This window comes from Enterococcus sp. DIV1368b (assembly GCF_050529595.1).
Taxonomy (GTDB): Bacteria; Bacillota; Bacilli; order Lactobacillales; family Enterococcaceae; genus Enterococcus_B; species Enterococcus_B mundtii.
Map to the genome: position 1 here is coordinate 301,014 of NZ_CP172883.1, position 12,171 is coordinate 313,184.

At 38.5% G+C, this 12,171-nt stretch carries 12 protein-coding genes; all 12 read left to right on the forward strand.

The features are described 5' to 3' along the window. The first annotated feature begins 211 nt into the window (after window positions 1-211). The 12 genes from sstT to IGJ19_RS01510 all read left to right on the forward strand — a co-directional run bounded on the left by sstT (window position 212) and on the right by IGJ19_RS01510 (window position 12,170). Window positions 212-1,444 carry a serine/threonine transporter SstT gene (gene sstT / locus IGJ19_RS01455; protein WP_430604310.1) on the forward strand — a complete coding sequence of 411 codons (1,233 nt, stop codon included), beginning with the start codon at window positions 212-214 and terminating at the stop codon, window positions 1,442-1,444. A gap of 234 nt (window positions 1,445-1,678) precedes the next feature. Further along, window positions 1,679-3,319 carry a BglG family transcription antiterminator gene (locus IGJ19_RS01460; RefSeq protein ID WP_074799619.1) on the forward strand — a complete coding sequence of 547 codons (1,641 nt, stop codon included), beginning with the start codon at window positions 1,679-1,681 and terminating at the stop codon, window positions 3,317-3,319. Continuing rightward, window positions 3,316-3,747: a PTS sugar transporter subunit IIA gene (locus IGJ19_RS01465; protein ID WP_074799620.1), complete on the forward strand. Its 432-nt coding sequence runs from the start codon at window positions 3,316-3,318 to the stop codon at window positions 3,745-3,747. The genes IGJ19_RS01460 and IGJ19_RS01465 overlap by 4 nt, the downstream gene beginning before the upstream one ends. 14 nt (window positions 3,748-3,761) lie before the next feature. Further along, window positions 3,762-4,043: a PTS sugar transporter subunit IIB gene (locus tag IGJ19_RS01470; RefSeq protein ID WP_023518991.1), complete on the forward strand. Its 282-nt coding sequence runs from the start codon at window positions 3,762-3,764 to the stop codon at window positions 4,041-4,043. A 4-nt stretch (window positions 4,044-4,047) separates the two neighbouring features. Next, window positions 4,048-5,298 (forward strand): PTS ascorbate transporter subunit IIC, encoded by a 1,251-nt coding sequence (locus IGJ19_RS01475; RefSeq protein ID WP_430604311.1) that lies wholly within the window; start codon window positions 4,048-4,050, stop codon window positions 5,296-5,298. After that, window positions 5,299-6,039, forward strand: a complete 741-nt coding sequence (locus IGJ19_RS01480; RefSeq protein WP_074799622.1) for a sugar isomerase domain-containing protein — start codon at window positions 5,299-5,301, stop codon at window positions 6,037-6,039. It begins immediately after the preceding gene. A gap of 191 nt (window positions 6,040-6,230) precedes the next feature. Next, on the forward strand, window positions 6,231-6,875 hold the full coding sequence (locus tag IGJ19_RS01485; protein WP_430604312.1) for a DUF998 domain-containing protein: 645 nt from the start codon (window positions 6,231-6,233) through the stop codon (window positions 6,873-6,875). A gap of 275 nt (window positions 6,876-7,150) precedes the next feature. Then, window positions 7,151-9,232, forward strand: a complete 2,082-nt coding sequence (locus tag IGJ19_RS01490; protein WP_430604313.1) for a BglG family transcription antiterminator — start codon at window positions 7,151-7,153, stop codon at window positions 9,230-9,232. 18 nt (window positions 9,233-9,250) lie between these two features. Further along, the gene (locus IGJ19_RS01495) at window positions 9,251-9,553 is read left to right on the forward strand and encodes a PTS sugar transporter subunit IIB (protein WP_010736508.1); all 303 of its coding nucleotides are present in this window, start codon (window positions 9,251-9,253) and stop codon (window positions 9,551-9,553) included. Between the two features lie 23 nt (window positions 9,554-9,576). Continuing rightward, complete coding sequence (locus tag IGJ19_RS01500; RefSeq protein WP_430604314.1) at window positions 9,577-10,866, forward strand: PTS sugar transporter subunit IIC; 1,290 nt, start codon at window positions 9,577-9,579, stop codon at window positions 10,864-10,866. Window positions 10,867-10,885: 19 nt separating this feature from the next. After that, window positions 10,886-11,278 (forward strand): tetratricopeptide repeat protein, encoded by a 393-nt coding sequence (locus tag IGJ19_RS01505; protein ID WP_430604315.1) that lies wholly within the window; start codon window positions 10,886-10,888, stop codon window positions 11,276-11,278. A gap of 22 nt (window positions 11,279-11,300) precedes the next feature. Further along, the gene (locus tag IGJ19_RS01510) at window positions 11,301-12,170 is read left to right on the forward strand and encodes a class II fructose-bisphosphate aldolase (RefSeq protein WP_195513336.1); all 870 of its coding nucleotides are present in this window, start codon (window positions 11,301-11,303) and stop codon (window positions 12,168-12,170) included. The last annotated feature ends 1 nt before the right edge of the window (window position 12,171 follow it).

Here is a 12,171-nt window from a genome sequence, read left to right on the forward strand (position 1 = left end):
ACATATATTGGTTATTTTATAAACTACTTTTAAAGTTTGTTCCTTTAATAAATCTAAATAATAAAGCGTAAGATTGCACGATTAGATAAAATTTAATTATAAAAATAAGTAATTACTAAAAAGATAAATAATAAGAATTTTCTGAAAATTACCCTTTTGTTTCTCTCATGAAGATGTTAGAATGGTTGTTAAACTATAAAGGGGTGGTTGTTTGTTAGAGAAATTCTTGGACATGTCGTTAGTTCAACGTATTGGTTGTGGTATTTTAATTGGTATAATATTAGGTATTTTTTTACCGACCTGGGGATTTATTGCTTTATTAGGAACGTTGTTTGTTAGTTGTTTAAAGGCTATTGCACCACTATTGGTGTTTTTTTTGACTGCCGCTTCGATTGCGAAACACAAAATGGGGAATGAAACATTTGTAAAGCCGATTTTAGGATTGTATCTAGGCGGAACTCTTTTAGCAGCTTTTGTTGCGGTGATCACTAGCTCGATTTTTACAGTGCCGATCACGCTACAAGAAACAGCTTCGGAACAAGCACCTCAAAATATAGGGACTGTTTTATCTACGATGTTGACCAATGTCACTCAAAATCCGATTCAAGCAATTATTGATTCTAATTATTTAGGTGTGTTATTTTGGGCTGTATTATTAGGGTTGGCATTGCGGACACGTACAGAAGCAACGAAAGAAGTTATCGATCAGATTTCAGTCGCATTGTCACAGGTGGTCCAATTGATTATTTCTTTCGCTCCGATCGGTATTTTGGGATTAGTCTATGAATCGATTGCCACAACAGGTCTTTCTGGACTGACCGAGTATCTCCAATTAGTTCTTGTGTTAGTAGGTACGATGCTCTTTGTTGCTTTGGTCATCTATCCATTACTTACTTTTTTGTTCATCAAAGAAAATCCCTATCCATTGATTTTCTTTTGTTTAAAAGAAAGTGCAATCTCTGCCTTCTTTACTCGTAGTTCTGCGGCGAACATTCCGATCAACATGATGTTGGCAGAAAAACTGAAATTAACAAAAGAATCTTATGCCATTTCGATTCCATTAGGAGCAACGATCAATATGGGGGGAGCTGCAGTGACGATCACAGTGATGACGTTAACGACTGTTCAAGCGTTAGGTATCGAAGCTTCTTTTGGCTTAAAATTGATTTTAAGCATCTTGGCGGCTTTAGCTGCTTGTGGTGCATCTGGAGTAGCTGGTGGTTCATTACTGTTGATTCCTTTGGCTTGTAGTTTATTTGGCATCTCAAATGATATTGCGATGCAAGTGGTAGGAATTGGGTTTATTATTGGGGTCATCCAAGACTCAGTTGAAACAGCGCTGAATTCTTCCAGTGACTTACTATTTACCGCAATTGGTGAATTAGGTGATAGAAAAAGAAATGGCGAGGCTGTTTCGATCAAAAGTCGTTTGAGTGAATTGTAATAGAGGAATCTTTCTACCATCATTTCAAAGTACATTTTTTTTAAGCCCACAGCAATCGTCTGTTGGCTTTTTTCATGTCTTTTACTGCGGGTAGAATTATTTAGTTGTTTCTGAGTATACTAAAAAAAGACTTCGATTAGTAATGTGCAGACTATCTCATTATTTTCTAATGATTTATTTGGTCTTCTAATCGGTTGTTAGAAAAATTATAGTAAATATAGAAGGTGATGGAAAATGACAGTTATGCACTATCAGGAAAATAAAATGCGCAGAATAACCATTCTCAATCGACTGTTGAATTTTGAGCACTTAAGTTACCAACAGCTTTCTGATGAATACTTTGTCTCACGAAGTAGTATTGCCAATGATCTTTCTTATGTGAAGGATATTTTTACCAAAGAAGGATTGAATTTGACATTTGATCGTTCGGGAACATTTTTTGAAGGAAATGAAATTCAAATCCAACGTGTGTTGAAGCGGACCATCCTTAATCATTTCAATGAACTAGAAGTGGTAGCAGAACTGGTAGAACAGCAACTTTTAAGAAGAATTGAGCAAGCTTTTCGTCAAGGAATCAACGAAAAACAAATGGAGATTCCAGAGAGTTATTTCAAAAGCATTGTGATTTCAATTTTATTGATTGTCCAACGCTCAAAAGAGGGTAAAAAAATAGATTTGATTGGTAAGAATCAGTATGGAAAATATTTCTTGGAGTTCAACAAGTACCCGCTTGTGTATGAACTATTAAAAAAATTAGAAGACCAGAAAATTTATCAGTTCACGCAAGAAGAGGTCCAATATTTAACTTACATTATCGTAGGAAGTGGCTTGAAATTCTTTATGAAAAGTGAAAATATTCCTTTTGCTTTTCGTGGGAAAATTCGGCAATTGATCCAAAAGGTTAGCGAAGGTATCCAGATTGATTTAACACAAGATAACCGTTTAGAAGAAGATCTTCTAGTTCATCTGTATCAATTACTTTTGCGAATTGAAGCGCAAACAACGATCGTCAATCCATTGATTGACGAAATCAAACAAAATTATCCATCCATTTATGGGGTTGTATGGTTTGCATTAAAAGATTTTTGTTGGCCAAGTGAAGTGAATCTATCTGAGGATGAAGTTGGGTTTGTCACCATCCATTTTCAAGCTGCTATTGAGAGAATCAAACGATTGAACAAATTATTATTTGTCTGCCCGAATGGCATTGGAACAAGTTCATTTGTTTCAGCCAAAATACGAAGAATCTTACCTGATATTGACAGCATTGAAACTGCCTCTATTGATAAGTTGACTTACATGGATCTATCAGAAATTGATTTTATTATTTCTACAGTCGATATACCCAAGCAATCAAAGCCTGTCGTCAGAATCTCGCCCATGGTGACTAGTCGTGATATGAAACGAATCATGAATCATTATATCGATTTAGTCATTGATCATGAGCATATGAAGGAAAGGCGGATATTGCCTGAAAAAACAAAACACTTGCTTGCGTCCAATATTTATTTTGGTCATTATGAGTCAAAAGAAGAAGCAATCCATTTTCTGATTGAGCAGCAAAACTTTAAAAATGACTATAAAAAAGAACAATACACCCAGTCGGTTTTTGACCGAGAAGCAATCCAATCAACCTATCTCGATAACGGTTTTGTGATTCCTCATGGTAATCCGTTATTCGTAGAAGAAACTGCTATTGCAATATTAGTAGCGGATAAACCAGTTAATTGGGGAAATCAAAAAGCAGATATCATCGTATTATTGATGATCCGAGAAGAAGATGTGAAAGAAGTTGAAGCAGTGATGAAACTTATCATGCAAGGGATTGGTGATAAAAACTGGTTCATCTCAAAAATGTTGGAGGTAAAAGAATGAGCAGAATTGATCCATTATTGGCAAAAGAGCAGATCCAAGTAATCGATGCAGTGGAAAATTGGGAGACTGCCGTTGAGATTGCAAGTGAGCCTTTGTTAAAAAGTGAAATGATAGCGCATACCTATTTGGATAATATGATCAAAAGTGTAGAAGAGCATGGTCCATATATGGTTTTAACCGACTATTTTGCCCTCATGCACGCCAAACCAGGTGTAGGAGTGAATGAACAAAGCATGAGCCTTTTAGTCGTAAAAAATGCAGTAGATATGAAAGAAAAAGCGGTGAAAATATTTTTGATCTTAGCTGCGAAAGATAGTGAGAGCCATCTGGAGAAATTGCAAGAAATCATGTCCATATTTATGGATGAAGTGAAGTACCAAACTATTTTATCGGGAAATAAGGAAAAAATAATCCAATTACTAACCTAAGGAGGAAGAAAAAAATGAAAATTTTAGCAGTATGTGGATTTGGTGTTGGAAGTTCAATGGTTTTAAAAATGTCGATTGATAAGGTGATCAAAGAGTTAGGTCTTAAAGCTACAGTAGAGAATACTGATTTATCCTCAGCAAAAGCGACTCAAGCAGATGTTTATTTTACTAGTAATGAATTACTACCAGAACTGAAAGCTTCGGTCAAAGCGCCTGTTTATCCAATCAAAAAATATATGGATACAAATGAAGTGAAAGCACAATTAGAACAATATTTAGCAAACAAGGAGGGCTAGACTGATGAATTTTATTAGCGATCATATTTTGAAAAATCCACCTGTTCTTTTAGCCCTGATCGCGATGATCGGTTTGATCATCCAACGAAAGTCATTTTCAGAAATCATCAAAGGTTCCTTGACCGCAGCCTTTGGGATGGTGGCGTTAACGGCTGGGGTAAATATGTTGGTAGGGACGATAGCTCCTATCAATACGGCGGTCCAGACACAATTAGGTGTGCAAGTTACTGAAGGGTTATCTGATGTGACTTTTACAGCAGAATACGGTGGTACAGTCGGTTTAGCCATGTTCTTAGGATTGATCATCCATTTGTTGATTGCTAGGTTTACACCAGTCAAAACGATTTTTCTGACTGGACATATGCTGTGGTGGTTCCCATTTGTATTTGTAGCTGCCGGAGTAGAGGCTGGTCTAACTGGCGCTTTACTGATTGGGATCAGTGCATTATTGTCTGCTTGCTATTGGTCATTCATGCCATGGATCATGCGCAAATATGTTTGGGATGCTACCGGTGATGATTCTTTCTTGATCGGTCATCCGACAGGAATCTTATCATTGATTTCAGGATTTGTGGCAAAGCGTGTGGGAAATAAAGAAAAATCGACAGAAGATATCAATGTTCCAGAGAACCTTTCATTTTTCCGAGAAATTTCGATCACGGGAGCATTGGTCATGTTTCTTATGAATGTGGTAGTTGGGATCATCGCACCAGTTTTGATTCCAGAAGGTGGGAATCTTGTTATGTTTGCCATTGAAGCTGGGTTGAATTTCGGTGCTGGATTATTGATCATGTTGTATGGTGTTCGTTTATTGATTAATCAAATTATTCCAGCTTTCCAAGGAATTGCTGAAAAAGTGGTACCAGGTGCGAAACCTGCTTTTGACGTCCCGATTCTATTCAACTATCGTCCGAATGCGGTCATTATTGGTTTTATCGTTGCGATGATCACTTCAACGATTTTAGTTGTCTTAGCAAATTCATTCCAGTTATTTGGTGTACTGATCGTACCATTGGTCATTACAAGTTTCTTTGAATGTGGTGGAGCCGCAGTCATTGGTGAAGGCCAAGGCGGTTTTCGTGGGGCAGTTATCGGAACGATTGCAGCATCTGTCGCAATGGTTGCTTTAGTTGGTTTTTCTGCCATGATTTTCAGTACAACGATCCAAAGTTGGATCTTGATTTTTGGCGGAAACGATTTGTCATTGTGGGGAATGATTGGACGAGGAATCAGCAGTTTGTTTGGAGGGTTTTAAATGTTTCGTTACATGGATAAAATCAGAGAACTATTAACAATTGTCGAAGAAAAAGAAAGGCAATCAATTGGAGAAGCAATTAAATTATTGACGCAAGCAAATTTACAAAAACATTCGATCTATATTTTTGGCGCCAGCCACGCGGGTATTTTAGCAGAGGAAATGTATTACCGCGCTGGAGGAATGATGACGATCAATGCAATATTTGGACGAGAAGTGATGTTGGATCGAAATCCAGTAACCTTTACGAGTCAAATGGAGCGATTAGAAGGCTATGGAATGGCCATAGCCGGAACGATTCCTTTTAAAGAAAATGATGTATTGATTCTTCATTCAGTATCTGGCAGAAACCCGATCATTATTGACTTAGCTAAAGTGGCAAAAGAAAAAGGAGTAAAAATCATCGCACTAACAAATGTATCCTACTCGAAATCTGTAACTAGTCGCCATTCATCAGGGAAACGATTATTTGAAATTGCGGATATCGTGATCGATAACCACGGCGATATCGGAGATGCGTGTTGTGAACTAACAGGTCTATCACAAAAGGTCGGCCCTTCTTCTACGGTGATTGGAGCGTCCATTCTCAATACGATCATTGTAGAAGTTTGTGAACAGTTGATTTCTGAGGGAGTGAAACATCCACCGATTTTCTATTCTGCCAATATAGATGGTGGCGATCAATTGAATGCTGAATTATTTGAAACGTACAAAGAGGTCATTCATTATCCATTCACTTAAACTAGCGCGTCGTGAGCCATTGATTTTAAAAAGATAACTTTTTTGAGAATATAGTAAATAAGCTATGTCAAAGCAAAAAATCCTCTGATCCTAACTCACTGAGTGTGACAGAATCAATAGGATTTTTTGTTTTGCAATTAAATTGAAAATGTTATTCTGTATATAAGAATAAAAGTGTTTTGGAGGAGTACATGTTTTTTTTACGACGATATGGGCTTTATTTTTTATTTCTAGGAGTGTTGAGTGATTTTTCAACACCTTATATTTTGGGCTTGTTCTATCCTGGTTTAGATCAATTGAGGCTGCCAATCAGTGTGTTCGGTGACGTCACAAGTCCAGTGAGAACATTCTTTCTTGTTTATTCTGTTTTTTCAGGAATCTTTTTTATCTTATCCTTACCTGCGTTGTATGCTTCGTTTGAAAAAGTATCTACTCATTTAGCGAAATGGTTGGTTGTTTCACTAGGTTTCTATGCGATAGGCGATTGCCTTTTTACAGGATTGTTTAGTCTTAACACCCAAGCTACTTCGTGGGATTTCTCAACGTGGGTACATAATGTTGGTTCTAGTTTAGGTTATAGTGGCTTTCTTTTATTTCCGGTTTTTGCTTTATTGCTCTATCGAAAAGAAGCGAATCAACCAATCAGTCGAATGTATATCGTCTTAATAAGCTTGAGTCTGCTGAGTGCGATGATTTACGGACTGGCAAGGATCCCAGTGCTGAATCACCTCCCACTATTGGATAAACTAGGTTTTTGTCAAAGATTGAGTTACTTCTTCAATTATTTAACGATCGTATCAGTAGGTATCAACCAACTAAAGCGAGTGACAATATAGCTGTTTGGTTGAACGAAATGGATATTTCTAAACAATCGAATAAGCGAGCTTCCTGAAGTTTTTTTTTCAGAAAATGAGCCGCGCAAGCCAAAAATAGGAGAGACTATTTTCGACTTGTGCGGCTTATTTCTCGAAAGTAGGTGCTTCTGCTACTAACTTGCTTAAAAAATTTATAAAGGTGTTCTTACTTTTCTGCCAACTTAATTGGCAGAAATCTCTACTTTTTATTTTGGAAGCGCCAACATATACTTGGTTCAGAAAGGAAAATCAATCATATGAAAACGAGAACGATTGAGTTACTTCAAAGATTTAGAGCATATCATTATCCAATCAAAGCGGAACAATTAGCGTTAGAGTACCAAGTCAGTCAACGAACGATTCGTCAAGATGTGTTGGATGCCAATAGTTGGTTGCGAGCCAATCAGCTGGCAGAGATCCAAACGGTTCGTAAGCAAGGGTTTCTATTGCGTTTAAGCGATGAGGAAGAAAAAAGACTGGCAGAAGCATTGGTGACTTATCAAGAGGAGTTGTTGAATCGTGACGAGAGGACCTTTGATTTAGTGTTATCAATTGCTTATGAGCAACAGCCAGTTTATTTGAATCGTAAGGAAGAAGCATTCATGATCTCGAAAAGTACGATGGACGAAGATATGCGTCGTTTGCGAGCGGATTTGATCAAATACGGTATCGAGATCGTGAGTTTTGGTAGACAGGGATTAGTCTATAAAGGAGCGGAGCGCTCCATCCGCACGATGATTTATGACTTGATCAATAAGAATCTAGGAAGAATTGATTTTTCAGCAAGAAATGGTACGAAAATCACTGCGGCTCAAAGAATTTTTCAACAGTATTTTCCACCTTCGGAGATTGTAAAGCTCGAAGCCATCTATACAGATACTATGATCAGACAAGAAGATGATATCTACAAAAATCAACTGTTGCTGTTTACGATGATTTGGGTCCAGCGAGTCAGAAAGCATGAACTTATTGCAGCCATTAATTGGAAAAATAGTAACGAAAAAAAAGACGGTTTCACTGACTTTATTGAAAAGGTGATCGCTGAGTTTCGTTTGACAGACGTTCCGCCGGTTGAAAGAAACTACCTTCGTTTTACGATCGAGACATTCAGTTCAAAAGATATCAGTAATTCGTTGGAATGGGTCCAAGCCCAACTGTTGACGATCCAACTGATCCAGTTTGTCGAGGAACAGACCCGTATCCCATTTCACTTAAAAGAAGAAATCCTGTGTGAAAACCTTTATAAACATATGACGGCTTTGATCATTCGCATCAAACATCGAATCCAAGTCACGAATCCTTTGAAAGAAAATATTCGGGCCAATTACCGCCCCATCTATGAAGCAGTTGAATTATTTGTCCCAACGATCGAGGAAGTCATTGGTGGAGAGATAATCGAAGATGAACTTGTTTTTCTAGTGATCCATTTTTCGACGATTGCTAGCACGATCAAACAGAATGTCATGTACATGTATAAATCAGTGGTGGTTTGTCACCATGGATTGGCAACAGGCAATCTATTAGCAGAAAATTTAAAAGAGAAGTTCCCACAAATTGAAGTTGTTGCGGTATTAAGTTCTAGAGAAGCGGAGTTGGTGGATAAGTTAAATGTCGACTTGATTTTCAGTACGTTCCAATTATCAGATCAGAACAAACCACTGCTTGTGTTGGAGCCTATTTTAACCGATGCGAATCGTCCAATCATTGCAGATTTTTTAAATGCTCACCAAAAGGTCCAACGACTGATTCCGACAGAGAGAGGGCAAACAGAATTGTTTACCGACGTCTTGCGGATCGTGGAAGAAAGTGGAGGCAAGATCGATCGGCCAATCTACACCAAATTAGAAACATTATTTGAGCAAAATCATTTAGAAATCAATAAAAGGGAGATCCAACCAATGCTAAAAGACATTTTGACAGATAATCATATATTGATCCAAGAACACGTAGACAATTGGCAAGAAGCGATTGAACGAGTGGCTAAACCATTGTTGAAAGAAAATATCGTTGAGTCAAGTTATGTTGATGCGATGGTTCGTGCAGTAGAAGAGTATGGCGCCTATATCGTTATTGGCAAGCATCTGGCATTAGCCCATGCCAGACCAGAAGATGGCGTCAATAAGTTAGGGGTGAGTGTCGCGACAATTCGTCAGCCAGTTGATTTTGGCAATGAAGAGATGGATCCGGTTAAAATCATTTTCTGCTTGGCAGCGGTGGATTCATATTCCCATCTGACAATCATGAAGGAGTTGATCGAGTTGATCAATGACGAAACGAAATTGACTCGTTTGATCGAAAGTCCTAATGTAGATTCATTTAAAAAACGACTATTTAAGTAGCTAAAAGGAGAGAGTGGAATGAACAAATTGAATATTTTATTTGTATGTGGCGCAGGACTAGGAAGTAGTTTTGCCGCTCAAATGTCAGCCGAGGATGTATTGAATAAATTAGGAGTGACAGCTAAGCTGGATCATTGTGATATTTCGTCAGCCGTTTCGATGAAGCCGGATGTGATCATTACCGCAGAGAATTTTCGTTCACAATTTGAGAAATTTACCATTGATCCGACAACAGCCATGATTTACTTGAAAAATATCGTCTCAAAAGTTGAGATCGAAGAGAAGTTAACACCAGTTTTACAAAGTAAGGGAGCTATCTAATCAAAAAAATAGGGGGAGAAAACATGGGTGTTATCAATTTTATTATCGAAAATATTTTGACTCAAGCATCGATCACGATTGCCTTGATTGCGATGCTAGGCCTGATCCTGCAAAAGAAATCAACGGGTCACATTATTTCGGGTACATTGAAAACATTGCTAGGCTTTCAAGTTTTAAGTGCGGGTTCGAGTATCATCGTCGGTAGTTTGACGTATTTTGGGCAAATTTTTACCGAAGGGTTCCAAATGGAAGGGATCATTCCTTCAATTGAAGCAATCAATGGTCAAGCAATGAATGAACTTGGTCTAGGTAGAGACATCGCATTAACATTTTTAGCTATTTTTGTCTTTAATATCTTACTTGCCCGTTTTACGAAGTGGAAATATATCTTCTTGACTGGTCAAGCAATCTTATGGATGGCGACGATGACCACTGTATTTGGGTACTTTGCTGGGTTACGTGGATTTGTCTTGATTTTAGTTGGTGGTTTCATTGGGGCAGTTTTTGCTATTGCGATGCCAGCGATGGCGCAACCAATCATACGCAAGATCACTGGTTCAAACGATATTGCTTTAGGCCATTTTTGTACGATCGGTTATTTATTTGAGGCTGGGGTAGCAAAAATTTTTGGTGAAAGAGGCGAGAACAAGAAATCGATTGAAGATATCAAATTGCCTGCTCACTTTGAATTTTTACAAGATACGTATCTATCGGTCATGGTGGTGATGGTACCTCTTTATATCGTGACTGTGTTGTTTGCAGGAGAGACGTTTGCGGCTGAGCTATCAGGGGGCCAAAACTACATCATGTTTGCCTTTTTACAAGCTATCCAGTTTGTTGTCGGTGTATACGTATTACTTTCAGGGGTACGCTTATTACTAGGCGAAATCGTTCCAGCGTTTCGTGGGATTGCGATGAAACTAGTCCCTGATGCGATTCCAGCGTTAGACTGTCCGGTATTCTTCCCTTATAGCCCGAATGCGGTGATTTTAGGGTTCATCACAACAACGATCGGTACGGTCATTGCGATGTTTACGTTGCCGGTGTTTGGATTAGCGATGATTCTGCCAGGGATGTTGACGAATTTTTTTGCTGGAGGGACAGCGGGGATTTTTGGTAATGCAGTTGGTGGACGACGAGGAGCAATCATTGGCGGGATCGCTCATGGTTTCTTTATTACCTTGTTGCCAGCATTACTAGTAACGATTTTTAACTCAATGGGATTTGTCAGTGCGACAGCGACAGATGTCGATACAGTAGTGGTAGCGCTACTTTACGCTTGGATCTTAAGTCCGATTTTAAAAGCATTCTAATGTGAAAGTAGGGATCATGATGTTTGGTTTTTTGAAAAAGAAAAAAGAGCAACCTGAAGTAATACAGATGCTCTCCAGCGAAGAAAAAGAAGAACTTCAAACAGCAATCGAACGACTCAAGAAAGATATCGACCAGACAGAAGAAACAGACCAACTAGCGGTTCTTTTTGAACAAGTAGGACTAAAACTCGCTGAGTTAGGGGATAACGATCAGGCAATCGAACAGCTTGAGAAAAGTTTATCACTGAAGAAAAGTATCAATGATGGGTACAAGAAGTTGATGTCTTTATATAATGCAAAAAGAGCAGAAGCTGCACGAGCTGGAGACGATCAAGGAATTGATCATTATATGGGGAAAATGGACGAGATGCGACAAATTGCTAAACAACTCACGATTACAGGGAATAAATAAGAATAAAGGTGGCTATAAAAAAATGTATACGACATTAAAAGAAGTAACAAAAACAGCAGAAGCTTTGAACTTTACCGTGGGCGCATTCAATGCGCATAACTTGGAGATGTTGCCAGAAATGTTACGAGCAGCCAAAGAAATGGGTGCGCCGATCATTATCCAAACAAGTGTGGATACGGCGAAATATATTGGGATGAATGTCTTAGTCAATGTAGTGAAAACGATCGCTGAAGAAGAAATGGTGGATGCTGTTCTTCATCTGGATCATGCGCGTGATTTCTCCGATATCAAGCAAGCGATCGATAGCGGTTATACTTCGGTGATGTATGATGGTTCCCATTTACCTTTTAAAGAGAATATCTTGAAAACAAAAGCAGTCGTTGAATACGCCCATGCTCGTGGTGTCTCAGTGGAAGGGGAGCTAGGAACGATTGGTGGGACGGAAGAAGGAATCCATGTGGCAGAAGATGATAAAGTGTATACCAAACCAGAAGATGCGGTAGAATTCGTAGCAGCAACTGAAGTAGACGCATTAGCAATTGCTATTGGAACAAATCATGGGCAATTCAAATCAAAAACAGAAGTCAATCTACCACTCCTGAAAGAAATCGACGCAGTAGTCGATGTTCCCTTGGTCATCCACGGTGGTACTGGAGTGAAAGAGGAAGATTATCCAGAGTTGATCAATCACGGAATCCGTAAATTCAATGTTGGGACAGAGCTACTTGTCAACTGGACGAAAACCGCAAAAGAAAGCTTTGGTGAAACAGAAGTCAGCCGATCATTACGCCACAACGTGATCCCAGCCAATGAAGCAGTGAAGGCAATCATCAAACATAAAATCGGCTTGTTTTTGAATACAGGAAGTGAGATCTATGCAGAAAAGAGCTAAA

Bases quoted from the DNA above. Each gene is read 5' to 3' on its own strand.
- IGJ19_RS01475 (WP_430604311.1), top strand. From the start codon at position 4,048: ATGAATTTTATTAGCGATCATATTTTGAAAAATCCACCTGTTCTTTTA.
- IGJ19_RS01490 (WP_430604313.1), top strand. From the start codon at position 7,151: ATGAAAACGAGAACGATTGAGTTACTTCAAAGATTTAGAGCATATCAT.
- IGJ19_RS01495 (WP_010736508.1), top strand. From the start codon at position 9,251: ATGAACAAATTGAATATTTTATTTGTATGTGGCGCAGGACTAGGAAGT.
- IGJ19_RS01460 (WP_074799619.1), top strand. From the start codon at position 1,679: ATGACAGTTATGCACTATCAGGAAAATAAAATGCGCAGAATAACCATT.
- IGJ19_RS01465 (WP_074799620.1), top strand. From the start codon at position 3,316: ATGAGCAGAATTGATCCATTATTGGCAAAAGAGCAGATCCAAGTAATC.
- IGJ19_RS01485 (WP_430604312.1), top strand. From the start codon at position 6,231: ATGTTTTTTTTACGACGATATGGGCTTTATTTTTTATTTCTAGGAGTG.
- IGJ19_RS01500 (WP_430604314.1), top strand. From the start codon at position 9,577: ATGGGTGTTATCAATTTTATTATCGAAAATATTTTGACTCAAGCATCG.
- IGJ19_RS01505 (WP_430604315.1), top strand. From the start codon at position 10,886: ATGTTTGGTTTTTTGAAAAAGAAAAAAGAGCAACCTGAAGTAATACAG.
- IGJ19_RS01470 (WP_023518991.1), top strand. From the start codon at position 3,762: ATGAAAATTTTAGCAGTATGTGGATTTGGTGTTGGAAGTTCAATGGTT.
- IGJ19_RS01480 (WP_074799622.1), top strand. From the start codon at position 5,299: ATGTTTCGTTACATGGATAAAATCAGAGAACTATTAACAATTGTCGAA.
- IGJ19_RS01510 (WP_195513336.1), top strand. From the start codon at position 11,301: ATGTATACGACATTAAAAGAAGTAACAAAAACAGCAGAAGCTTTGAAC.